The sequence below is a fragment of the Shewanella sp. NIFS-20-20 genome (genome assembly GCF_019209865.1).
Taxonomy (GTDB): Bacteria; Pseudomonadota; Gammaproteobacteria; order Enterobacterales; family Shewanellaceae; genus Shewanella.
In genome coordinates, this window is record NZ_JAHUTT010000002.1 from 57,956 (window position 1) to 83,259 (window position 25,304).

Below are 25,304 nucleotides of genomic sequence, written 5' to 3' on the forward strand. Positions count from 1 at the left end.
AATTCATAGCCAAGCAATCACCAAGCGTTATCGCTTGGGGGCTAAATCATCGGGAGTTTGCCGCCGCCCATAGCGCCTCGGCAAAGGTCCATCACTGCGACCACATAACTTATAGCGCGGTGTATTCCCGCGCATCAGGGTCAAAAAAGTGGCCATAATATGGCGCACCATAGCAAAAACACTGCTGCGTAACTATCAGTTGAGCGGCATATAAATCAAGCGTAAGCCTATGTTTAATATCTAATAGATATTTAATAGATATTTAAACGGTGAATAAACGACGCCCAACTGATTGTTGTACCGCCCCCGACCCCGTAAAACAAATGTTACCAACTTGTGTCTTCGATTGTCATGGCTAACACCTTGGCTGCAGGCAGTAAGTTTGGCAGCGCTTTTTACGCTAACTTCGGCCTTGCTGAACACAACAATAACGACATCATGCTGAAAAGAAGGGCAACTGATGAACAAGAAAATACTCACCGCAGCGATACAAGCTGCATTCATAGGGCTAACGCCCGTCGCGGCTTTGGCAGCTGACGATGCCATTGAAGTCTCAAGCATAGAAAACCAACAAACTGCTAAGCAAACAGTGGCAATTGACGATGCAAAAGTCGAAAAAATTACGGTCACAGGTTCACGCATCAAGCGTGATAGTTTTTCGGTAACAACGCCCCTGGCCACCGTCGATAAAGAGGCGATTGAAGACGCTGGTATCGGCTCACTTGCGGCAATCTTAGTCGACGAATTACCCCAACTCTCTGCCGGCAGTAGCAATTCCAACTCTCAATCAAGCGTACAAAATACCGGCCTATCAACCATTGATTTGCGCAACTTAGGGACGAATCGTACCCTAACTCTGATTGATGGCCGTCGCGTGGTATCTAACAGTTACTCAGGCAACTATGTCAGCTTATCGACCATCCCTGCCAGCATGGTCGAAAAAGTCGAAATCATTACCGGTGGCGCTTCAGCAGCCTATGGCTCTGATGCGGTCGCGGGTGTGGTCAACATCATTACTCAACAAGATCAGCAAGGCTTTAGTTTCAACGCTCGTGGTGGTGAATCCGAAGGCGGTGGTGGTAAAGAATTTGGTATCGATGCCGATTTTGGTACCACTTTCGATGATGAAAAAGGTTATTTTTTCGTCGCCACCTCTTATGATAAGGACTACGGGCTGTCTTTCTGGGACCGCAATCGCGCTCAGCAAGAAAATGCGTGGACCTATGATGATGACAAAATGTGTAATGCCATGTTAACTGAAGATGGCTTTCAGTGTATGCGCGATATTACCCCTGCTGATTGGCGTAGCCGCAGCGATTCCATCTATGGCGGTGTCTTCGATGAGAAGAGCAGCACCCGACCTGATGCGGGATTTTGGTACGACGGACAAACCCTGAGAGATGACTGGCATGAAGAGCGTTATGGTATTAACTTCGATCAGTTCACTCAATTAAAAGTCCCCGACGAAGCCATTTCTGCTGCCGTTAAAACAGAATATGATTTTGACAGTGGCATCCAAGGTTATTTCCAACTGCAATATAGCCGCAATAAGTCAGTCAATACTAAATCACCAGAAAGCGCTGATGAAAACGAGTTTGCCCTTGTCAGAGATCCGGCCACCGGTGAATTTGCCGAAGAAGTGGTCGGTCGCATTCCTAAAGACAATCCGTTTGTGCCAGGTGCTATTTTTGACCAAGCGAGCTCAAAAGGCATTAAGTGGGATCGTAATTTCGGCGAAGTTGGTAATATTATCAACGAAAACGAGCGTAAGACGATCCGTACTTGGGCGGGCCTGCGTGGCAATGTTTGGGATACCTGGGAATGGGATGTATCGGTTGGCTATGGCAAGTTTAATCAGGAGCAAGAACGCCAAAACGAAATCAATGTATTAAAACTTCGCAATGCGTTAAGTGCTGAGAAACTCGCCGATGGCACCATTCAATGTAAAGATGAAGCTGCCCGTGCCGAAGGTTGTGTCCCAGTCAACTTGTTTGGTGAAGGTTCAATCAGTGCCGAAGCGGCCAATTACATTCGCGCCACACCGACCATCAGCACCGAAATTACCATGACCAATATCCTTGGGTATATGGCAGGTGATTTATTTGAAATGCCAGCGGGTACCGTCAGCTCAGCCTTCGGTTTTGAATACCGCCGCGATACCCAAAGTGTTGAAACCAATGTTCCTGATGGCGGTGTAACCTTCAACTACGTACCCACCTTTGAAGGTGATGTCGATGTGTATGAAGCCTTTGCCGAAGCATCAGTACCGTTATTACGGGACATGACCGCGGTTAGAAACCTCAGTTTGGATTTATCGCTGCGCTTAGCCGATTACAGCTGGTCAACCACAGATCTGGTCAAAAGCTATAAAGCAGGCCTTGTCTATGAGCCAGTCGAAGGTTATATGCTGCGCGCCAATTGGGCGACATCACAGCGTGCACCAGGTATTACTGAGCTATTATCTCCACCGCGTGGTGACTATGACAGCTTTGATGATATCTGTGATGGCGTAACGGCAACATCGACTGCTGATGGCCATGCCGCTTGTCGCCAAGATCCTGGTATCGCCAGTGTCATCGCTACCGACGGTGTGTTTATTGATGAAAACAATGGCTATTCACCGAATACCGGTAACGATAAGCTCAAAGAAGAAACCTCTGATTCTTTCACTCTCGGCGCCTCATTGGCACCATCATTTATCGATGGCCTTCGCATAGCTGTAGATTACTACGATATCAGCATTAAAGAGGCGATGACCTCTTTGAATAATGAAGATATTATCGGCTTCTGCTACAACTCGTCGCTACCATATGGACCAGATAATGAGTTTTGTCAGGACGTCAAACGTAATAGCGAAGGTCAAATCATTGAAGTCACTCAGCGAGTGATTAACGCTGATGAAATTCGCACCAGTGGTTATGATTTTGTCGCTGATTATCGCTATGACCTTAATGATTGGGGTAATTTACGCTTTAAAGCCGATTGGACCCATGTGATTGGTTATTCAGTGACTAACACAGGTCCTGATGGCCAGTTTACTGATGATTACGTCGGTTTATTATCTTCAGATATTTTTGAAGACAAAGCCTCGGCCTCATTAACCTGGCGTTTAGAAGACTTACGCGTTCGTTGGAGCACTAAGTACAAGAGCTCGATTCGCCGCAGTCAATCTGTCCATGAAAGCTGGGAAGACGATATCGCGGCTAATGCCGAAAACTGTGCCGCTGGTAATGCAGCTTGTATTGAAAATCCAGAAGGCTTATACGGCAACGAACTGCCATCAGTCACCACCCACAACCTGTCGGTCTCTTATGACTTTGAGTTCAATGACAACACAGATTTACGTCTTTACGGTGGGATCAACAACCTCTTTGATGAAAAAGGGCCTTTCATCTTAGGGGGGACGGGTAACTACGACAGCGCTTATGGCGGTGGTTTAGGTCGCTTTATGTTTGTTGGCGCCCGCATGCAGTTCTAATCCATCGGCCATTGTGCCTAACAAAAAAGCCAGCATCTGCTGGCTTTTTTATTGGCTAATCACTTGATTCAAGGACCACGGTCGCCACCGCATAATGACGCTCATCGGCTATGGTGATCCATGCCCGTTGACCACCCAGCTGTTGCAATCTCGCTAACGCGCCATCGGTCAAAGTCAATTGCGGCGCCCCCCATTCATCATTGCTGATATGAAAATGCTGGAATGACACCCCGCGACCGATACCAGTGCCTAATGCCTTTGCCGCGGCTTCTTTGGCCGCAAAGCGTTTAGCTAGGAAGCGGGCGGGTTGATTAGAGGCGTGAAATATCAACATTTCAGTTGGCGTCAACACCCGTTGCGCCAACTTATCGCCGATACGCGCGACTTGAGATTCTAAACGCGCAATTTCGACAATATCTGAGCCTAATCCAATGATCGCCATATGCTTAATCCTACTCGCCGCGGCGACCTTGTAGCATTAACTGCTTCATATCGTTAACGGCCGCGGCCAAACCATCAATCGCGGCTCTGGCGATAATCGCATGACCAATATTAAGCTCATACAACTCGGGGATGGCGGCAATCGGCTTAACGTTATGATAGTGCAGACCGTGACCGGCATTCACCACTAAGCCTTTATCAAACGCATATTTAGCCATGGTTTGAATTCGCTTAAGCTCTAGCGCTTGTTGTTCATCCGTACTGGCATCCGCGTAACAACCGGTGTGAATTTCGATCACCGGGGCACCAACAGCGACAGCGGCATCAATTTGGCTCTTATCGGCATCAATAAATAACGACACCTGGATCCCTTGTGCACTTAAGCGCTCAACAGCCGCAGCAATTTTGTCTGTTTGACCGGCCACATCTAAGCCGCCTTCCGTCGTAACTTCTTGGCGCTTTTCTGGAACTAAACACACATAAGTCGGCTTGATCTCACATGCAATCGCTAGCATTTCTTCAGTGACAGCACACTCAAAATTCATCCGCGTTTTGAGGGTCTTCGCCAACAAGTACACGTCCCTATCTATAATATGGCGCCTATCTTCTCGTAAGTGAATGGTGATGCCATCGGCGCCGGCATGTTCGGCCACTGCCGCGGCATGGACCGGATCAGGGTACTCAGTACCTCGCGCTTGGCGCAACGTCGCAATATGATCGATATTGACACCTAATAAAATACCCGCCATGGTCACTCCTTTTGAACATTATGATCCCGCTTAGCGCGGGTTTGGGTAAATAACAACCGGCTTTGTAGCGGTTTGTCACCAAGAAAAGGTTGCAGCAACAACCGCATAAAATTACGCGCCTGCTGAGCGTCATCCACACTGAGCGAACGCTGCTGTAAACCCAGTAACATGCTGCCACTGAACCGAGGATACTGCAATCGGGGCTCAGCGATATATAACCCTTCATCGGCGATATACTGATAATCGATATGGTTAGCAATAGCGGTGCCATCAACCGTTCGACTAAGATCGGCGACCCCGCCTAACTCAGCCAAAAGTGATAATTCAAAATAGCGCAATTGACTGGCATCAATTTGAGTAGCTTGCGCCATAAGACTTTGATGGTACGGGACAAACAGGCTTTCACCGGTTTGGCCTTTAAGACAACGATACAGTATTTCGTTAAGGTACATACCGGCATATAAGGCTTGCCCTTGTAAGGGGATGGCTGGCGCGTATGCTTCGATGGAGGTGATAGTGGCCAATTCTGATTTGGCCCGATACTGTAATAATAATGGCTGAAATAACTGTAAAATGGCTCGCTGCGAACGTTTGCCTTGGCCTTGTCTGGCGATAGCATCCACTCGCCCGACCCCATCGATCAATAAGTGCAAAATCACACTATTTTCACGATAGGGCCGCTGGTGCAGTATGTAACCGCGATGCATGGCGAGAATTATTCCTCGCCGTAACCTAAGCTACGCAACGCACGTTCGTCATCAGCCCAACCAGACTTAACTTTTACCCAGACCTCTAAGAACACTTTATTATCAAATAAGGTTTCCATATCCAGACGGGCTTGGGTCGCTATGGTTCTGATGCGCTCGCCGTTCTTACCAATCACCATGCGCTTTTGACCTGTTCGCTCAACCAATACCAAGGCATTAATATGGTAGACACCATTTTCCATCATCTTGAACTGTTCAATTTCAACCGTCGCATCATAGGGCAATTCATCCCCTAAGAAGCGCATCAGTTTTTCACGCACAATTTCTGATGCCATAAAACGTTGCGAACGATCGGTTACATAGTCATCAGGGAAAAAGTGATCGCACTCAGGTAAGCTCTCTTGCGCTAACTCCAAAATACGCGTGACATTGGTACCGGTTTTAGCTGAAATCGGCAAAATCTCATCGAACGGGTACTTTTCAGCCAACTGTTCTAAATAGGGAAACAGAGCTTCTTTGTCTTTAATATGATCGACTTTATTAATGGCAAGCACGGTTTTACGTTCGTCACCACCACGGCGCAACTTACTTAATACCATCTCATCATCGGCGGTCCAGGTCATGCCATCAACCACAAAGATCACCATGGCGACGTCGGCAAGCGAACTGGCTGCGGCGCGGTTCATCAAACGGTTGATAGCGCGCTGCTCTTCGATGTGTAAGCCAGGAGTATCGATAAAGACCACTTGGCGCGGACCATCGGTATGGATCCCCATAATGCGGTGACGAGTCGTTTGCGGTTTACGCGAGGTAATACTGACTTTTTGCCCCAGTAAACGGTTCAATAAGGTCGATTTTCCCACATTGGGACGACCAACAATGGCCACCATGCCGCAATACGTATGTTCGTAATGAACGGCGACAGGGCCACTAGAGTCCATCCTTGCCAGCAATTCATCCAGCGACGGTGTGTTATCCGCCTGCTCCAGGGCCTCATGCTCTGGTTGCTGTGGCAAGTCTTTTTTACTCATTTTTTCAATAACTCCAATACCTGAGCTGCGGCAATTTGCTCAGCTTTGCGACGGGAACTGCCCACACCCATGACGGCATCAGCGAGGTCTTTAATACGACATTCCACGGTAAATGTTTGGTCATGGGCCTCGCCCTCAACCAAGATCACCTGATAATCAGGCAGCGGCTTTTTAAAGCCTTGTAAATATTCTTGCAATAAGGTTTTAGGATCTTTCTGACCCACACCAGGTTCAATGGCCTGTAAGCGTTTAGCATACCAAGACAACACCAGTTCACGGCAGACATCCAAATTAGAGTCGAGATAAATGGCCCCAATGATGGCTTCCACCGCATCGGCTAAAATTGACTCACGACGATGGCCACCGCTTTTTAATTCGCCAGGCCCTAAACTTAAGTATTCACCAAGATTAAACTCTTGGGCAATCACAGCCAAGGTATCACCGCGAACTAAGGTGGCTCGCATGCGGCTTAAGTCGCCTTCTGTTGCCTTAGGAAACTGATGATACAAGGCATCGGATATCACAATCGATAAGATTGAATCGCCGAGGAACTCCAAACGCTCATTGTGTTTTGCCGCGGCGCTACGATGCGTTAACGATTGGATCAGTAGTGCTTGTTGGCTAAATTCGTAACCCAAGGTTCGGCACAGTCGAGAATAATGTTTTGGTACATGTGACATTAGACAATTCCACCAATTCGATTAAAACGCACGCCCGATGGTAACCAAGTAGGTAACCAATCTGATGGTTGGCGGTCAAACTCAAAACTAATCCAAATAGCAACCGCTTTACCGACTAGGTTAGCCTCAGGCACAAAACCCCAGAAACGACTATCTTTGCTATTGTCGCGGTTATCACCCATGACAAAATATTGCCCTTCTGGCACGATCCACTCACCGACAGGTAATCCCGCTTGATCATAATAATAGGCCGTTGCGTCTGGGCGCATCGGATTGATCAATATGTGATGTTCTACCTTTCCAAGTTGTTCTTGATATTCAATTAACGGCACACCGTCTTGGACAAAATCACCACGATTTAGCTCGCTGCGGTGCACTAAATAAGGGGCCGCACACTCTGCTTGATTGCTGCCATCACAGGCAGGCTTGAGCCATAACTGTTTATTTTTATAGATGACAGTATCACCAGGCAATCCGACGACTCGCTTAATATAATCAATTCGAGTGTCCTCTGGGTATTTGAACACGGCGACATCACCGCGTTCAGCCTCGCCCGTTTCCACCAGTTTAGTGCGCCATACCGGATCTCGTAGACCATAACTAAACTTTTCGACTAAGATAAAATCACCCACCAATAAGGTTGGCATCATTGAACCCGATGGGATCTGAAAAGGTTCATAAATAAATGAACGCAGCACCATCACAAATGCGATCACTGGAAACACTGAATGCGCGGTTTCAACAATCGCCGACTCGCGTAAAATGCCATCTTTGGTTGCTTGATCTAAATCCGGCCGAGCCTCTTGAGCTAGTGCTAATTGCGCTTTACGTTTTGGCGCTAGAAACACCAGATCATATAACCAGATCAATCCAGTGATCAGGGTGGCTAACACCAAAATAATGGAAAAATAGGCTGCCATGTGCAAACTCCTGCAAAATGATGTGGGTAACGCCCTCGCTTTAGTTAGTAAGCCAAATCACTATAAAGTTCAGGGGCAAACTAACTAAAGCGCCGCTCAAAGCGGCGCCTTACCATGCTGACCTCATCTTGATAAATATAAGATGAGGACGTACGAACCAATGATTAATCGTTAAGTTTTAATACCGCCAAGAAGGCTTCTTGAGGTACTTCCACATTACCGATTTGCTTCATTCGTTTCTTACCTTCTTTCTGACGATTCAACAGTTTCTTCTTGCGTGACACGTCACCACCATAACACTTGGCAGTCACGTCTTTACGTAAGGCTTTCACTGTAGTGCGCGCAATAATTTGGCTGCCTACCGCGGCTTGAATCGCAATATCGAACATTTGTCTTGGGATCAGTTCTTTCATTTTTTCAACTAATGCCAGACCACGATGACGAATATTTGAACGGTGAATGATCATGGCTAATGCATCGACGCGATCCCCGTTGATCAACACATCTAAGCGCACCATATCGGCCGGTTCAAAGCGAATGAAGTTATATTCTAACGATGCATAACCGCGACTGGTAGATTTGAGGCGATCGAAGAAATCCATCACCACTTCTGCCGCAGGAATATCGTAAGTCAAGGCCACTTGGTTACCGTGATAAACCATGTTGGTTTGCACACCACGCTTCTCAATACACAAGGTGATCACGTTACCTAAATATTCTTTTGGTACCAAAATATTGGCTTGAACAATCGGTTCGCGCATTTCAGCTATGTTATTGAGTGCTGGCAGATCCGAAGGATTGTCGACATAGACGACTTCGCCATTGGTCAATTCCACTTCATATTCTACGGTTGGCGCCGTGGTGATAAGATCAAGATCATATTCCCGCTCCAAGCGCTCTTGAATGATTTCCATGTGTAACAGGCCAAGATAGCCAATACGGAAACCAAAACCTAACGCTGAGGAAGTTTCGGGTTCAAACTGCAATGACGCATCGTTGAGGCTCAACTTGTTCAGTGCGTCACGGAAGTTTTCATAATCATCGGTCGAAATCGGGAAAACCCCAGCATACACCTGCGGCTTAACCCGTTTAAAACCAGGTAATGGTTCAGACGCGCCATGCTTAGCTAAGGTCAAGGTATCACCGACGGGAGCACCGTGAATTTCTTTAATACCAGCAATCACATAGCCTACTTCGCCGGTATTCAGCATCGCGGTGTCTTTCTTCTTAGGGGTAAAGATACCGACACGGTCAGCGTTATAGGTTTGTCCGGTAGACATCACCTTAAACTTATCCCCTTTACGAAGACAGCCATGTTTGACGCGCACTAACGACACAACCCCTAAATACGGGTCAAACCAAGAGTCGATGATCAAGGCTTGTAAAGGAGCGTCAGGATTGCCCACTGGAGGGGGGATATTCGCCACGATGGTTTCTAACACATCTTCGACACCGATACCGGTTTTGGCTGAACAGCGCACAGCATCATGTGCTTCAATACCGACGATATCTTCAATTTCTTCGGCAACACGCTCAGGCTCTGCCTGAGGTAAGTCAATTTTATTGAGTACTGGCACAACGTCCAGATCCATCTCTAAGGCGGTATAACAGTTCGCTAGGGTTTGAGCTTCAACCCCTTGGCCAGCATCCACTACCAAGAGCGCGCCTTCACAGGCAGCCAACGACCGTGACACTTCATAAGAGAAGTCAACATGGCCTGGGGTATCAATAAAGTTCAGTTGATAGGTTACGCCATCTTTAGCGACGTAATCTAACGTAACACTCTGGGCCTTGATAGTGATCCCACGTTCACGCTCGATATCCATTGAGTCCAGAACCTGCTCAGCCATTTCACGGTTAGTGAGACCGCCACAGACCTGAATTAAACGGTCAGACAAGGTTGATTTGCCGTGATCGATATGGGCAATAATCGAAAAGTTTCTAATATGTTTCATTATGCTGCAGTGACTAAGCTTAAAAGGGAAAACAATAAGGTGCGAAATTGTACCCTAATGAGGGCGCAATACCAATCAGATTCATTGGGCTAAATTTAGCCCACTAGCACTAACCCGGTGACATCAATAGCGGTTGACCTAAGTTAGCCATCACTTGTGGCTGTGCATTCGCTTCGAGTCTTACTGCCCAGCGTTTAGCAACACGCCAAGCTATCAAGGCACCGACTGCGGCAATTGCCATGACCATGCCTTGGCCAGAGACGCTCGTTACGCCAGTCAACCACTGACCGACTAACGCGCCGACAAATAACCCCAGCAGCGGCAGTAAATACACTAACGCGGCGGCCTTTAAAATCACCGACTCTGCCACGCCAATTTTTAACACATCCCCTAGCTGACACGCGCGCTCACTGTGAACAAAAAACCGCTGCACTTTTGGACTAAAAGCTTTAGATACCGCTTGAGTACCGCAAGACTCGCCACTGTCGCAATGATTACACGCACTGGTCATGGTCACTTCAATGAGCGGCCAATGCGGATCACGACAGTCAATCACTTTCGCTAATTGCTCCATCATGATAGTTATTCCAAGTGTAAGCTTTTGGCAATACGACTTAAGGTCGCTGATGGCGCTTTGCCAATCACCACCACCTCGGCATTGCCAACCAATTCAGTGACCAACGACAAGCCATTGCGAGTGATTAACTCTTCAGGCATGGGCGTTTCTCCAAGCCGAGACACATACACTGAAATATCGACCAAACCATCACTCAGCGCAATATATTCAACGGCTTGTTGACTCCCCAATAAACGATGATGGTCTTTAACTACAATCCTAAAGCCTTCCGGTAACCAGCTAAACTTCCAGTCTTGGCCATCGGCACGTTCCGGTGGATTCATCACCAGCGGCCATTCAGTGCGAAACGCTTCTTCTAATAAAGGGGCTGATGCCGGTAACTCAAGCAATTCTATCGCCAACATTTGCTCAATCAGATCCCGATTATCGGATAACAAGTCGTAACGCAGGGGCAAAAAGCTCTCCATATCAATCCAAACTTGATGGCTGTAGCGTAATTCATCTTTAGGGATTAAGCGGATCATTTGCCCAGGACGTCCGGCAATCCGGCTACGACCACCAAGAACAAACTCATACCCTTTGGCGAGCTGATTGATGTCGCCTGAAAACGCCGCTGGCCAACTGCCTTCGATCCGCCCCGCATGAACACTGTAAGCGGGTTGTTCATGTTCAATATAGGTCACGGTTTGCCCAACCCTAACCGCATTCATCGGTGGGCCGTTAAGGTACTCTAAAAAAGCCACTTGCTCACCATCGACAATGCCATGAAGGTACACAAATGGGCGAATATGGTTAGCCTGTAAATGAATGATGGAGACTTTATATTGCGCCTTTCTTAAAGATTGGCTCATGTTTTCGAGCCAAACCTGCGCATCTTGAGGCAATTCTTTGGGCTGAGTTTGTGCCGCATCGGCACTGGCCCCCGTCTGGGCAGTGGTCTGCGCGACCAATGATGACATAGGTAATAAGCTACAAATAAAACAAATAGCACGTAGCAAGGTTGGACTTGTTGACTTAGTGTTCATGAGGACAATTAGGCTTCCATCAAACATAAAAAATGCAGCTTGAAGATTAACTTACAAGCTGCAGCTTTTCCAACAATCATTATGTTAGCCAGGTAGCATAATTACTGCTGAGGCGACTCAGGCGAGACACTGTAGTTGCTGTCGCCATGATTTAATTTTTGTTGCAGCATGTGGTCTTGTAAATATTGATTAATCCTAAGACGTTGCTCTGCCATTTGATCATTAGAGTACTCTTGCTGTACTGGGCTGGCTTGCAGACTCACTGGCGCCGCATTACCTATCAATGGCCGGGTATTAAGCACTGGTAAAGGGGCCAATTCAGCATCGGGCGTCAGCGACATTTGTTGCACACCAATGACAGCAAATAAAGCAACGCTGGCGGCAATGGCATATTGACCAAATTGACGCAAGAAAGGCACTACTTTAGCAGACGATTGCGCCGAGTCCATTGCCACGGCCGGCGCATCAGCACTCGTCGCGGGAGCAAACACAGTGGGCTCTTTATCAATCGCCTCTGCAATCGCAGCCGACAAATCTAAGTTGATGGTATCTGGCAACTCGGAGCGTAAACTATCACCTATGATGTGATAATTGCGCCACTGTTGATGAGAATCTGTATCTTTAGCCAATTCGGCAAAAGCGCTCGCATCGATTTCACCATCGACGGCGGCGGATACCCATTCCTGACCTGATTTATCCATTGTTCACCTGTGTTAGCATTGGCATTAATTTTCCAACAAGGGCTGTAATTGCTTATCTATGGCTTCGCGAGCGCGAAAAATTCTCGAACGCACGGTTCCCACAGGGCAATCCATCACTGTTGCAATTTCTTCGTAACTTAGGCCATCTAATTCCCTTAAGGATATAGCCATTCTTAACTCATCGGGCAAGGTTTCAAGGGTTGCAAACACCACAGTGCGAATTTCATCCGACAATAATAAACGCTCTGGTGAATCAAATTCTTTGAGTGCATCAGCACCGTCATAGAATTCAGCTTCATCGACATCGACGTCATTTGCCGGCGCTCTTCGCCCTTGAGACACTAAATAATTTTTCGCAGTATTCACCGCAATTCGATACAACCAAGTATAAAACGCGCTTTCTCCACGAAAATTTGCCAAAGCCCGGTAGGCTTTAATAAACGTCTCTTGTGCAACATCGGCCACATCCGCTTGGTTACGTACGTATCGAGAAATAAGATTAACGACTTTTCCCTGATATTTCTGTACTAGCAGATTAAATGCGCTTTTATCGCCCTTTTGTACCAGCTCAACAAGTTGTTGATCAGTTAATTGTCCACCCATTCGAGCCGACTTCTCCCAAATCTAAATCTCTGATTTCTTAGGTGCTCGAATCATTTACCCTTAAGTAGACTCGTCTGCCATCAAAAAGTTCTGAAAATTTAAATAATAATTAAAAATAAGTCATATTAGAGGCACTTTCGCTCAAAAAGTAAGCAGCTATAGCCATAAACTTCTCGTTACCCCCCAAATTCATTGGATTAGTTATCATAACAATAACCAAGTCATCTCTGCAGCGGTATCCACAGCGAAGAAGTTGGTTTACCATAGCCAAACCGTGAATGCCATGCTTAATATCCATGAAACAAGCCATTGAACACCAGTCAGACATCTTAGTGATCGGTAGCGGTGCTGCAGGCCTAACCCTTGCCTTGCACTTAGCTGAACATGCCAGCGTTACCTTACTTTCCAAAGGTCCCCTCAATGAAGGCTCGACCTATTATGCCCAAGGTGGCATTGCATCTGTCTTTGATGAAGAGGATACCATTGAGTCCCACGTGGCCGATACCCTCATTGCAGGAGCAGGCTTGTGTGACGAAACGGTAGTGACTTATACCGCCAGTAATGCCCGCGCTGCCATGCAATGGCTCATTGATAGTGGCGTTGCCTTTGATACTGAAGAAAATGGCAGCAATACCCGCGAAACCCGCTATCATCTTACACGTGAAGGTGGCCATAGCCACCGCCGTATTTTGCACGCTGCCGATGCCACGGGCAAAGAAGTGCAACTGACCTTGCAGCAACGCATCCTTGAACATCCTAATATACATGTACTCGAGCGCTATAATGCCATCGATTTAATCACCAGCCGTAAACTCGGTAGACTGGGCAATCGCGTCCTTGGCGCCTACGTGTGGAATCGTAATAATGAGCGGGTCGAAACAGTTAAAGCCAAGTTTGTCGCTTTAGCCACCGGCGGCAGTTCAAAAGTCTATCAATATACCTCCAATCCCGATGTGGCGAGCGGCGATGGTATCGCCATGGCGTGGCGTGCTGGCTGTCGTGTGGCCAATATGGAATTTAATCAATTCCATCCGACATGCTTATATCACAGTGAAGCGCGAAATTTTCTGCTCACCGAAGCCTTGCGCGGCGAAGGCGCCTATTTACTGCGCCCCGACGGTAGCCGCTTTATGCCAGAAATTGATGAGCGCGCCGAACTCGCCCCGCGCGACATTGTGGCCCGCGCCATCGATTACGAAATGAAACGTTTAGGGGCGGATTGCGTCTATTTAGACATCAGCCATAAGCCGGCTGATTTTATCATCAAGCATTTCCCCACCATTCATCAGCGTTGTTTAGAGCTCGGCATGGACATGACCAAGGAGCCCATTCCTGTGGTGCCTGCCGCGCATTACACTTGCGGAGGCGTGATGACGGACCTTCATGGCCAAACCGACTTAAACGGCCTCTATGCTATCGGCGAAGTCGCCTACACAGGCTTACATGGTGCCAATCGTCTTGCCAGCAACTCCTTGTTAGAGTGTTTAGTGTTTGCGCGGGCCGCCGCAGAAGACATTCGCTCGCTGTTACATAAAGTGCCAGCACCAGGGGCGCTACCCGCTTGGGATGAAAGCCAAGTCACTAACTCTGATGAAGAGGTGGTGATTGCCCATAACTGGCACGAACTACGCTTATTTATGTGGGATTACGTGGGGATTGTTCGCTCGGATAAACGCTTAGCGCGCGCATTACGCCGCTGTCATTTACTCCAGCAAGAAATTCAAGAGTATTACAGTAACTTTAGAGTGAGCAATAACTTGCTTGAACTCAGAAACCTAGTGCAAGTTGCCGAGTTGATTATTCGCTGCGCGATGGAACGCAAAGAAAGTCGCGGTTTACATTACAACCTCGACTACCCCAACCTAGCCGACACTCCTAAACCCACCATTTTAGAACCGGCCAAACACGCCTAACCCCCATTAAGCGCCTGCGGGCGCTTTTTTATGAGCAATTAATAGGCGACATAGGCAACGGTAAGTTGCTAGTGGCAGCATATCGGCAAACACCCATACCCATTGACGCCCTTGCGTGGTCGCAATCGCGAAACAGCAAAACCAAGGGCACACCCAGATAGTGGGGCGTAAACGTATGTTATATTTGGGATCATCGCTGGCAATATGTGGCGGTTGCTGTGGCAATTGCAGCCGATAATCACCGCAACCATCATCCCCCAAACTGAGATGCACCCGCCAGCCTCGCCCACGCCACAATTGGTTTAATCGATAGCCACAGAAACCAGCCATCCCTAGTACCAGTAACCCCCACAGCGTGGTTGAAATGTGCGCCGGCCAAGCATAACTGGTGGCCATTAAGAGCACGAGCCCAAGCCACTGACATAACCACCAATGGCGAGAGGCTTCGAGAATAAATTTATGGCGCTGGCCGGCCACGCACTTTAACTACCATGGCCGCAAGCTCAGGATCAGGGCATTGTTCATGCCCCATAAACCAAGCAAACAACTCAGGATCTTCGCTGGTGAGTAAGCGGATGAAGGCTTGTTTATCGGTATCAGACAAGCCTTCATAATGATCATTGACGAAAGGCTGGAATAACACATCAAGCTCTAACATGCCGCGACGACATGCCCATTTAACTCTCGCGATATTCATGGGTTCAATCACCTTACTACTCCTTTAATTACCGCTTGATAGCGTCACTACTACCATCATATCACTGACCAGATTAGACCTGCACTCTAAGATCGAGTCCCGCAAATAACTGAGTAAAATCAGTTTCTAATAAACGTTTAAGGGCGGGATGCTTAATCATCCGTTCAGCAAATATCACATGAAATTCTTGTTGAATTTGATCGGTTTGCCCCACCAGGCTGATATTTCTCGCTTCAGGATCTTGTTGGTATATGGTCGGAGCGACAAAAATACCTTGATGAAAAAAACCAAAAGATTTCATCATGGCCGAATCGTCAAACTCACCCAAAATCTTGACATTAAGCCCATTATCATCAAACCAACGATGCAATTGCTGCCCCAAGGACGTACGACGACTTGGGATCAACAAGGGCTGCTCTTCCAAGCACGCAGGGAAAGCTTGAGTTACAGGTTTCGTCGAAAAGAAACCTATGCTGCATTGGCCGAGTTTCTTAGAAAAAATTTCAGGATATTTGAGCGATTCACCAGCACAGTCAGATAAAATCATATCTAATTTGTGCTCGCGTAAACGGCTCATCAGGCTGTCATGTGTCGCCTCATAGCAGGCAAGATGAATCGAGTTATCTTCCGGCATCACCGACAAAATAATTCGGCTCGCCATCGCTTTAGAAAGTGCATCAGCAATGCCGACCTCGAAGATGATATGTTGATCCCGCTGGTAGTTTAAGGTGTCGAGCATTTCATAACTCAGGTTAAACATCTTATCTGAGTAACGAAATACCAACTCGCCTAGCTCCGTGGCTTCAAGACATCGCCCAACCCGCTTAAACAACTCCCCTTTTAAACGTCCTTCTAGGGCACGAATTTGCCCGGTGACCGTTTGCGGCGTAAGGCACAACGCCTCCGCCGCTTGCGTCACAGAACCATGTCGTTTGACCATCCAAAAATAGTAGAGATGGTTGTAATTTAAATGGGACATTTATCGTAAGCGCTGACAATCGAGCAAGTTAGTCACCACATCGGTTAATGCTTCTTGAGTGGTCACCTCTCCTGAGGTAACCGCTTCGCTGACCGCAGCAACTAACACACTGCGATCTGGGATGCGTTCAATACAATAGGCACGATTCGCCTCTTGAAAACGGCTGCCGCTACGATACTTCAATGCTCGCGCTTCATAGCCATCAGATTCGAGTCGCTGACCAACAGAAATGCCCTTGTACATCAACGCACCATCCACAATACCTTCTAAATAACTTTGGCATTGCAACGAGCGCACGTCTTGATTACAGCTGGCTAATTCTTTCGCTTGTGCTTGAGAAGTCCAAATAATTGAGGCTAAGGCGATTAAGATTATTTTTTTCATTTTTCATCTCCTTTTTCGGGTAAGACTTTCGATAACAATAGATAACCCGTCACGGCCGCAATACCAGAGCCCAGTAAAATCCCGAGGCGCGCTAAATCACCGTAATTACCTAGGCTAGGATCGAAGGCCAGTGAGGCAATAAACATCGACATAGTAAAACCAATACCACACATGATGGCAACCGGGAAAATGTGACGCCAAGTAATACCGGCAGGCAATTCAGCGACACCCAATTTAACCGCAATGTAGCTAAACAACATCACCCCAATCGGCTTACCCAACGCCAGACCCGCTGCAATCCCTAATGGCACGGGTGATAACAACATATCTAAACTCATATTGCCTAAGGCCACGCCAGCGTTAGCAAAGGCGAATACCGGGAGAATTAAGAAGGTACTCCACGGATGTAAGCTGTGTTCTAAATGCTCAGAGGGTGAACTCCCATCTTTGGCGCGCATCGGAATACTGATGGCGATAATCACTCCAGCTAAGGTTGCATGCACCCCAGACTTAAGCACCGCTACCCATAAAATTAAACCGATAACACCATATGGGGTTAACGACGTGACGCCGCTACGGTTGAGGGTGAACAAACCGGTAATGGCAATACCTGCCACGATCAGGCTGATAACCGATAAATCGGCACTATAAAACATGGCAATAATAACGATGACACCTAAATCATCGATAATCGCTAATGCCAACAAAAATACTTTTAAAGCAACCGGCACCCGATTACCTAGTAATGCCATGACCCCTAATGCAAACGCAATATCGGTCGCCGCAGGAATCGCCCAACCCGCCTGAGTGATCTCATCGCCGTAATTGAATAACAAATAAAAGGCGGCAGGCACCACCATACCGCCGATGGCAGCAAAGGTCGGCAAAGACGCTTTTGACACACTGGATAAAGCACCTTCTAAGACTTCACGCTTCACTTCAAGGCCAATCAATAAAAAGAATAAGGCCATCAAGCCATCGTTAATCCATAACAACAGCGGTTTGTTAACATCTAATGCCCCCAACCTGACTTGCATCGGGGTGTTTAAAAAGCCTTCATATAAAAATGCTAACGGTGAGTTTGCCATTAACATGGCCAGGGCCACAGCCACCAACAGCAAGATCCCGCCTGCTGATTGTTGACTTAAAAAGTTGCGAATTGCCTTTTCCATAACGAATCTCCAAACTAAATTAACCCTAGTTTAACCAAGTTAAGCAAGTAAAAATAATCGCAAGAATAAGGCTAACACCTCGAAATTTCCGAGGTGTTGAACTTTTATACTTCGACTTTTTCCTTAAATAGCCACTTGCGCTTTAATGTGTGGATGCGGCTCGTATCCCTCCAGCTCGAAGTCTTCAAAACGATAACCAAATAACGATACTGGTTTTCGGTTAATTTTCATAGTAGGCAGAGGCTTAGGAGATCTAGTTAGCTGCAATGCCGTCTGTTCCATATGATTACTGTATAAATGCGTGTCACCACCGGTCCACACAAAATCGCCCAACGCCAAGTCACATTGCTGGGCGACCATCATGGTCAGTAATGCGTAACTTGCTATATTAAAAGGTAGTCCTAAAAAGACATCACAGGAACGTTGATACAACTGACAGGATAATTTGCCGTCCGCCACATAAAATTGAAAGAAGGCGTGGCACGGGGCTAATGCCATCTTATCAAGCTCACCCACATTCCATGCCGAGACAATTAAGCGGCGAGAATCAGGTTGCGACTTAATGTCGGCAATGACTTGAGAAATTTGATCTAGATGACGTCCATCCGCCGCAGGCCAACTGCGCCATTGCGCACCATAGACTGGGCCTAAATTGCCATGACTGTCGGCCCACTCATCCCAAATACGAACATTATGTTCATGCAGATACGCCACATTGGTATCACCATTTAAAAACCACAACAATTCGTGAATAATTGAGCGTAAGTGACATTTTTTTGTGGTGACCAGCGGAAAACCTTGATTCAAATCGAAGCGCATCTGATAACCGAAAACTGAGCGCGTGCCCGTTCCCGTCCGATCTGACTTATCAGTGCCGTTATCGAGTATATGTTGCATCAGATCAAGATATTGCTTCATTTGTTTACCACCTGCTTTATAAAAATTTTCAATATATCTACTAAGACAATAGGGACAAACACCCTTGTCCCATACCAATCATTCCGTTAAATACCGAAGGCGAGTGAGCTGTCCTTGGCTGTCAATGACTCACCAGCCTCCCCCTCGGTAATCTCCCCCGGCGTCATCATCACTGAACCGCCACCCAAAAACTGCTAAGCGCTTCATTTATTTAAACATCAGTTGACAACCTATCACCAATAACAAGACGGCGAAAATCCGTTTTAACACAGGTGTTGGCCAGCTGCTGGCAGCGCTAGCCCCTAATGGCGCCGTCAGTATCGATGTGGTGACGATGGCAACTAACGCCGGTAAATAGAGATAGCCCAAGGTCCCACTGGGTAACGAGGTTTCATTCCACCCCGAGGTGATATAAGCCAGCGAACCGAAACTGGCAATGACAAAACCCATCACTGATGAGGTGCCAACCGCTTTTGGCATGGCTAAACCACACCACACCAACAACGGCACTAATAATACGCCACCACCAATGCCCATCAAGCCCGCGAGCAAAGCGATAAAGAACCCAAATATAAAAATCATGCTGTTAGCCGGTAAACCGGCGGATGCTTTAGGTTTGAAGGGAAACAACATATTGATTGCCATTAACATGACAAAGATAGCAAATGCCTGTTGCAGATAAGCCCCAAAAATCGCTTCGGCCAAAAGGCCTGACACTGACGCCCCAAGCACGATGCCGGGCAACAATGGACGCAACACCGCAAATTCGATATTGCCGCGGCTCCAATGGGATCTGGCCGACGAGGCCGAGGTCAAAATAATCGCCCCGAGAGAGGTGGCAATGGCGACATAAGGCAGTAACACGCCATCAATACCTACACTCGGTAGTAAATATAATAGTGCGGGGACAATAATTAACCCGCCACCAATGCCGAGCAAACCGGCTAAGAACCCCACCAAGGCACCCAACCCCAGGCACCAAATCACAATCCAAATCACAGTATCCACAGGCAATCCATTTTAGTTATATTATCTTTGGCGGTTAAATCAAACCAGCTAAGCCGCGCTGATCTAAAAACACCAGTAAATGCTGACGTACTGCCTTGCCATCATGCAAACGTAATATCTGCTCTAACATCGCCGTTAGGTCGGTTCGTGAAATTCGGCGCAATAAATAATTCACCCGAGCCAAACTGCCCTGATTCATGCTGAGCTTATCGAACCCCATAGCAACCAATATCAAGGCCCCTATTGTTTCGCCCGCAAGCTCACCGCACACACTGACTTCAAGCTGATGGTGGTGGCAATCATAACTGACGCGGCGCAATGCCCGCAAAAAGCCAGGATGGTAACTGTCATACAGCCCACTAACGCGCGGATTATTTCTGTCTACTGCCAATAAATATTGGGTCAAATCATTGGTACCAACCGAGACAAAATCTAATAACTCGGCTAATTGATCCACTTGGTATAACAAGGCCGGTACTTCAATCATTACCCCAATTTTCGGGCGGGTAAGCGATTGCCCAACATCAGTGCTAATTTCTTGCCACGCTTGCTCGAAAATAGCTAAGGCTTGCTCGACTTCGTCTAAGCAACTCACCATAGGTAATAATATAAACAGCTCAGAGCAAGCATCCACACTTGCCCGCAGCATGGCTCGAATTTGGATCAAAAATAATTCTGGATGATCCAATGACAAGCGTATACCTCGCCACCCTAAGAAAGGGTTGTCTTCGGTGATCGGAAAATACGGTAAGGGTTTGTCACCACCGACATCTAAGGTTCGTAACACCACTCGCTTACCACAAGCGGCATCCATCACTTGGCGATAAACAGCCATTTGTTCTGATTCTGAGGGAAAGCGCTGTTGCAGCATAAATAAAATTTCAGTCCGATACAGACCAATCCCATCGGCACCACTGGCTAAATCATTGACTACGCCGCTGATCAAACCGGCATTTAAAAACAATTGAATACGATGACCATCTAAGGTACAAGTTGGCAAGGCCAACTCAGCGGCATATTCTTGAGCTAACGCTTTCTCCGCCGAAATTAAGGTGCGATATTCACTGACCACCGCCGGACTCGGCGAGACGAGTAATTGGCCGCGATTAGCGTTAATCACCATCAGCTTACCGTCTAAGTCAGCGTCAAATAACTGCTCAACGCCCACCAAAGCCGGCACACCGAGGGCGCGAGCTAAAATGGCCGCATGGGAGTTAATTCCGCCCCATTCCGTCACAATTCCAGCCAACTTTTGCGGTGAAAATTCAGCCAACATGCCGGTCGTCACTTCGCGAGCCAGTAAGATCACCGGTTTATCTAGGGTTAATGCGACCCGTTCAGGCTCAATTAAATGGCGTAGCACCCGCATGCCCAAATCGCGAATATCACTCGCCCGCCCTTTAAGGTAGACATCGTCCATATTATCGAATTGGTCGATATAGCCGCAGCATATTCGACTGACAGCCGACTCAGCACGCCAGCCCTGAGTGATTTCAGCGCGAAACTCGCCGCCCAAACTCGCCTCATCCAATAGCATCTGCATTGCGGTAAAGATTGAGCTAATATCTTGATTAATTTCGTGTTCAAACCGAGTCGCCATCATGGCTAATGCATCTTTACTCAGTTGCAGAGCCTGATCTAAGCGCAGTAACTCATCATCAACATTTTCACAAGGGATAGAGGCTTGGGTGATCGCAATCTCAGCCCCTAACACTAAGCCATGCGCAATGGCGATACCTTTAGAGGCCGTTTGGCCGCTGTAAAGAATTTGATGTTGCACTAAGCCTTCGCTGTGGTGCTGCAAGCGCTGCTTTTTTTGCTTTAATCCGCGGATAGCCACAGCCAATTGCGCCGCCAACGTCATCAAAAAAGACTCTTCATGCTCACTAAATTGTCGCGCTTGGGTTTGTTGAACCACCAACACCCCTAACACCCGTTTTTGGTAGACAATAGGAACGGCTAAGAAGGCTTTGAAATCTTCTTCATCGACTTCGGGGAGTAACTTAAAGCGGGGATGACTTTGGGCATCGGCGAGGTTAATCACTTCTTCTTTTTGGGCGACTAAGCCGACGAGTGCTTGATCGAGTGGTAAACGCACGCGGCCAACCGCTAAGGCCGATAAACCATCGGTAGCCGACAATAATAACTGTTGCTGTTCAAGTAAATAAATTGAACAGCAATCAGTGTCCATCGCCAATTTAGTCTGTGTCACCAATAGGGATAGTGCTTGCTCCAAATTAGGAGCAGAAGCCACCGCTTGCGTAATATCCCTGAGCGTATTTAACACAGACCCCTTCTCCTAATTACGGTATCGTGTTCGCCGCCGTGGTGCTTCTTTGGCTTGGAATGATAAGGCAATCTGAGAAAACTCCTTCATGACCTTACGATACACCTCACGCTTGAACGACACCACCTGCCGTACTGGATACCAATAGTTAACCCAACGCCAATCATCAAACTCAGGATGTCCTGAAGAGTTGAGGTTGATGGCGCTTTCTTGGCTTTTCAACTGTAATAGAAACCACTTTTGTTTTTGACCAATACACATAGGCTTGCTGTCTTGTCTTACCAAGCGTTTTGGTAAGCGATAACGTAACCAAGAACGACTGCTGCACAATATTTGTACATGTTCAGGTCTCAAACCCACTTCTTCGTATAATTCACGATACATAGCTTCTTCAGCGGACTCTCCGTCATCGACACCACCTTGGGGAAATTGCCAAGAATGCTGTCCATAGCGCCTAGCCCACATCACTTGGCCAAACTTATTACAGATGATGATGCCCACATTTGCGCGAAAGCCGTCGCTATCAATCACATGGACTCCACAATAGCATAATAATAATGGCTTTGATTGTTTCACAAAGCGTGGCTATCAGCAATTGCTGATTATGGCTGAAAAAGGGATAAGCAAGGGCTTTCGAGTATATTTATCAACAAACTTAATCGAACCACTGCTATTTTATCCACAAAATCTGTGGATATGTCTGTTTGAAACTCGGTAAAAATGCACAAGAGCAAGTTTAACTAGCCGTATGGCCAAAGTTATCCATCATCACCATTACATTTTAAATAATTGTTTTTATAGAAATTAAATCGAGTTAAATTTAGATCGCGATCACGCAGCGACAAGATCGCTCAAAAAAGAACCAAGGATAAATCTGCACCATCTTTGCACACTTACCGACCAAGTTATTCACAGTTAAATTGAATGAACGCCAATTAAATGCATATTTTTTGCTGAAAATGGCTTGACCTCGGCCATTTGATCCATTAAGCCCGGCTAATTACTCGAGTTATCCAATAAAGCTGTGGATAACTATGTGAGGAAAGATGGGGCAAAACTGGAGTAACTCATCCCTTGGTGAACTCAAATACATAAAAACCTATTTGAACAATAACTTACAGTTAAAACCATCCTAAATATCTTAAGCAGACACCTAGTGTTCACTTTTTAACCACGTTGCGAGAAGCCATGAGTCTGATAAAATCGCAGCTATGAAAACCCCAATCCAGTCACCGCAGACCGTCGCGGAACTCCTGATGCGAGCCGAACATATGGCTGGCTTTACCCTCGCTGAACTGGCGCAGTCTCATCATGTGCCTATGCCAGCTAATTTGCAGCGGGATAAAGGCTGGGTGGGTCAATTAATTGAACTCGAACTCGGCGCAACGGCAGGCTCAAAACCCGAGCAAGATTTTAGGCATCTGGGCATCGAACTAAAAACCATCCCCATTAATGCCCAAGGGCGACCATTAGAAACGACCTATGTCTGCGTTGCTCCCTTGACCAATATTCAAGGCTTGCGCTGGCAAGACAGCTTAGTGTGCCATAAGCTGCAGCAGGTGTTGTGGGTGCCCATTGCCGGTGATCGCAACATTCCATTGGCCGAGCGACGCATTGGCACCCCGTTTTTGTGGCAACCGTCCCCCTCGCAGTGGGCTCAGTTGCAACAAGATTGGGAAGAAATTATGGAACTCATTAGCATCGGGCGCGTGAATCACATTACCGCTCGTCACGGCGAAGTACTGCAATTACGACCCAAAGCGGCCAATAGCCGAGTCAAAACCGCGAGCATCGACAGCGCCGGACAAAAACAACTGAGTAACCCTAGGGGCTTTTATTTAAAAATTAATTTTACTGCCGATATCCTACGACTTGCCTTTTTATGAACATTTCGTCATAAACTCCATATAACTTGAGCTAGATCACGAATTAATCTGGTCATAAGCCTACAATTTTCTATAAACTATTGGCTTCTGCAGTATAAGGCGTATTTCCCCGAGTGAGAGCCAGTCGTCAGGTCACAAAATTACTTTTCGCTATGCTGGCGTGGACCGCGGCAATGGCGGCATTCGTATTCTTTCGATATGCGCAAAGCCCAGAACTTCCCCAGTGGGCGGTTGGCAGCGGCGATCTTGCAACCTTAGCCATTTACATGGGCATCATCTTTGGTTCATTGCATTGGTTATCCAACCTTATCGCTGAATTATCGGCCATCAATCGTTTACCCTACGTCTTTTCAGTGATCTTTAAAGGTCTGTTCTTATTGCTTGGAGCGACGACGCTGGCATACATGACCCAATTTTTAAATATGTGGGCCATTGAAAACCATATGTCGACCTTAAGGCAGATGCTTTCAGCGCACATTCTCTATACCCCTTCCTTTCAAGCGCTGATCATCTATTTAGTGGTGGTGCGAGTCGGCTTGGCCTTTATCGAACAAATGGGCTTGTTAGTAGGTCCAAGAGTGTTACTCAATATTGGGCTTGGCAAGTATCATCGCCCGCGCTATGAACAGCGCCTATTTTTGTATTTAGACATGGTGGCATCGACCACCCACGCCGAAACCTTAGGTGATTATCGCTTCAGCCGTTTGATCCAAGATAGCTTTAGCTTGCTCGCGGAAACTGTGTCTAACAATGAAGCAGAAATCTATCGCTATATGGGTGATGCGGTGCTTATCCATTGGCCATTAAACCAGGGAATAAAGCAAGACAGAGTCATGAATATCTATTTTGACTTTAGTCAGCAGCTCAATTGGCAACGCCATTACTTTGAAGAGCATTACGGCTTTGTCCCTCGGTTTAAAGCCGCGGCCCACTGTGGCCAAGTGGTCGCCGCCGTCGTGGGCGTGCATAAGCAAGAAATTAGCTTTTTCTCGGATGTCATCAACACCCTTGCTAGGCTACAAGATCAATGTAACCCTCTCGGACAACGCATGTTGATTTCAGGGGAACTGGCACAATTACTGGATATGGACGACAGCCTTTATCACCTGAGGAATTTAGGGCCAGTACAACTCAAAGGTAAGCAACATACTACCGAAGTGTTTGGTGTCAGTAGAAAAGAATAAGGAGGCACT

24 protein-coding genes are annotated in these 25,304 nt (G+C 47.1%); 4 read left to right on the forward strand and 20 right to left on the reverse strand.

The genetic code is table 11. From position 1 onward, the window contains the following. Positions 1-460 precede the first annotated feature (460 nt). Positions 461-3,478 (forward strand): TonB-dependent receptor domain-containing protein, encoded by a 3,018-nt coding sequence (locus tag KU855_RS00850; protein ID WP_218528453.1) that lies wholly within the window; start codon positions 461-463, stop codon positions 3,476-3,478. Between the two features lie 55 nt (positions 3,479-3,533). On the opposite strand, the gene acpS is transcribed toward KU855_RS00850, so the two are convergent. The 11 genes from acpS to rpoE all read right to left on the reverse strand — a co-directional run bounded on the left by acpS (position 3,534) and on the right by rpoE (position 12,867). Then, on the reverse strand, positions 3,534-3,920 hold the full coding sequence (gene acpS / locus KU855_RS00855) for a holo-ACP synthase (protein WP_218528454.1): 387 nt from the start codon (positions 3,918-3,920) through the stop codon (positions 3,534-3,536). A gap of 10 nt (positions 3,921-3,930) precedes the next feature. Continuing rightward, complete coding sequence (gene pdxJ, locus KU855_RS00860) at positions 3,931-4,668, reverse strand: pyridoxine 5'-phosphate synthase (protein ID WP_218528455.1); 738 nt, start codon at positions 4,666-4,668, stop codon at positions 3,931-3,933. Between the two features lie 2 nt (positions 4,669-4,670). After that, a complete protein-coding gene (gene recO, locus KU855_RS00865) occupies positions 4,671-5,375 on the reverse strand; it encodes a DNA repair protein RecO (protein ID WP_218528456.1) in 705 nt (234 codons plus the stop codon). Positions 5,376-5,383: 8 nt separating this feature from the next. Continuing rightward, on the reverse strand, positions 5,384-6,406 hold the full coding sequence (gene era, locus KU855_RS00870) for a GTPase Era (RefSeq protein WP_218528457.1): 1,023 nt from the start codon (positions 6,404-6,406) through the stop codon (positions 5,384-5,386). Beyond that, on the reverse strand, positions 6,403-7,086 hold the full coding sequence (gene rnc, locus KU855_RS00875; protein WP_218528458.1) for a ribonuclease III: 684 nt from the start codon (positions 7,084-7,086) through the stop codon (positions 6,403-6,405). The genes era and rnc overlap by 4 nt, the downstream gene beginning before the upstream one ends. Further along, complete coding sequence (lepB, locus tag KU855_RS00880) at positions 7,086-8,006, reverse strand: signal peptidase I (RefSeq protein ID WP_218528459.1); 921 nt, start codon at positions 8,004-8,006, stop codon at positions 7,086-7,088. The genes rnc and lepB overlap by 1 nt, the downstream gene beginning before the upstream one ends. Before the next feature lie 164 nt (positions 8,007-8,170). Then, positions 8,171-9,961 (reverse strand): translation elongation factor 4, encoded by a 1,791-nt coding sequence (gene lepA / locus KU855_RS00885; RefSeq protein WP_218528460.1) that lies wholly within the window; start codon positions 9,959-9,961, stop codon positions 8,171-8,173. 109 nt (positions 9,962-10,070) lie between these two features. Then, positions 10,071-10,538 carry a SoxR reducing system RseC family protein gene (locus KU855_RS00890; protein ID WP_218528461.1) on the reverse strand — a complete coding sequence of 156 codons (468 nt, stop codon included), beginning with the start codon at positions 10,536-10,538 and terminating at the stop codon, positions 10,071-10,073. 5 nt (positions 10,539-10,543) lie between these two features. After that, the gene (locus KU855_RS00895) at positions 10,544-11,563 is read right to left on the reverse strand and encodes a MucB/RseB C-terminal domain-containing protein (RefSeq protein ID WP_256260816.1); all 1,020 of its coding nucleotides are present in this window, start codon (positions 11,561-11,563) and stop codon (positions 10,544-10,546) included. Positions 11,564-11,664: 101 nt separating this feature from the next. Continuing rightward, positions 11,665-12,264: a sigma-E factor negative regulatory protein gene (locus KU855_RS00900; protein WP_218528462.1), complete on the reverse strand. Its 600-nt coding sequence runs from the start codon at positions 12,262-12,264 to the stop codon at positions 11,665-11,667. Between the two features lie 24 nt (positions 12,265-12,288). Next, positions 12,289-12,867 carry an RNA polymerase sigma factor RpoE gene (rpoE, locus tag KU855_RS00905; RefSeq protein ID WP_218528463.1) on the reverse strand — a complete coding sequence of 193 codons (579 nt, stop codon included), beginning with the start codon at positions 12,865-12,867 and terminating at the stop codon, positions 12,289-12,291. A 296-nt stretch (positions 12,868-13,163) separates the two neighbouring features. Between rpoE and nadB the strand changes: the two genes are divergently transcribed. Continuing rightward, entirely contained in the window at positions 13,164-14,780 is a 1,617-nt protein-coding gene (gene nadB, locus KU855_RS00910) for an L-aspartate oxidase (protein WP_218528464.1), read from the forward strand. 6 nt (positions 14,781-14,786) lie between these two features. On the opposite strand, the gene KU855_RS00915 is transcribed toward nadB, so the two are convergent. From KU855_RS00915 to rppH, 9 genes are all read right to left on the reverse strand, one after another. Next, positions 14,787-15,257 carry a protein YgfX gene (locus KU855_RS00915; RefSeq protein ID WP_218528465.1) on the reverse strand — a complete coding sequence of 157 codons (471 nt, stop codon included), beginning with the start codon at positions 15,255-15,257 and terminating at the stop codon, positions 14,787-14,789. Then, positions 15,238-15,486 (reverse strand): succinate dehydrogenase assembly factor 2, encoded by a 249-nt coding sequence (locus KU855_RS00920; protein WP_218528535.1) that lies wholly within the window; start codon positions 15,484-15,486, stop codon positions 15,238-15,240. Before KU855_RS00920 ends, KU855_RS00915 begins: the two co-directional genes overlap by 20 nt. Before the next feature lie 64 nt (positions 15,487-15,550). Beyond that, positions 15,551-16,456 carry a transcriptional activator NhaR gene (nhaR, locus tag KU855_RS00925; RefSeq protein WP_218528466.1) on the reverse strand — a complete coding sequence of 302 codons (906 nt, stop codon included), beginning with the start codon at positions 16,454-16,456 and terminating at the stop codon, positions 15,551-15,553. Further along, positions 16,457-16,840 (reverse strand): hypothetical protein, encoded by a 384-nt coding sequence (locus KU855_RS00930; RefSeq protein ID WP_218528467.1) that lies wholly within the window; start codon positions 16,838-16,840, stop codon positions 16,457-16,459. Further along, positions 16,837-18,012, reverse strand: coding sequence for a Na+/H+ antiporter NhaA (gene nhaA / locus KU855_RS00935; RefSeq protein ID WP_218528468.1), 1,176 nt, complete (start codon positions 18,010-18,012; stop codon positions 16,837-16,839). The genes KU855_RS00930 and nhaA overlap by 4 nt, the downstream gene beginning before the upstream one ends. A gap of 123 nt (positions 18,013-18,135) precedes the next feature. Next, positions 18,136-18,930 carry a thymidylate synthase gene (gene thyA / locus KU855_RS00940; protein ID WP_218528469.1) on the reverse strand — a complete coding sequence of 265 codons (795 nt, stop codon included), beginning with the start codon at positions 18,928-18,930 and terminating at the stop codon, positions 18,136-18,138. A 207-nt stretch (positions 18,931-19,137) separates the two neighbouring features. Continuing rightward, positions 19,138-19,938, reverse strand: coding sequence for a sulfite exporter TauE/SafE family protein (locus KU855_RS00945; protein ID WP_218528470.1), 801 nt, complete (start codon positions 19,936-19,938; stop codon positions 19,138-19,140). 34 nt (positions 19,939-19,972) lie between these two features. After that, positions 19,973-22,225 (reverse strand): phosphoenolpyruvate--protein phosphotransferase, encoded by a 2,253-nt coding sequence (gene ptsP, locus KU855_RS00950; protein WP_218528471.1) that lies wholly within the window; start codon positions 22,223-22,225, stop codon positions 19,973-19,975. A 12-nt stretch (positions 22,226-22,237) separates the two neighbouring features. Then, positions 22,238-22,756, reverse strand: a complete 519-nt coding sequence (rppH, locus tag KU855_RS00955; RefSeq protein WP_218528472.1) for an RNA pyrophosphohydrolase — start codon at positions 22,754-22,756, stop codon at positions 22,238-22,240. A 680-nt stretch (positions 22,757-23,436) separates the two neighbouring features. Here rppH and mutH point away from each other — a divergent pair. Further along, entirely contained in the window at positions 23,437-24,111 is a 675-nt protein-coding gene (gene mutH, locus KU855_RS00960; RefSeq protein ID WP_218528473.1) for a DNA mismatch repair endonuclease MutH, read from the forward strand. 173 nt (positions 24,112-24,284) lie between these two features. Then, complete coding sequence (locus KU855_RS00965; RefSeq protein WP_218528474.1) at positions 24,285-25,295, forward strand: adenylate/guanylate cyclase domain-containing protein; 1,011 nt, start codon at positions 24,285-24,287, stop codon at positions 25,293-25,295. Positions 25,296-25,304: the final 9 nt, after the last annotated feature.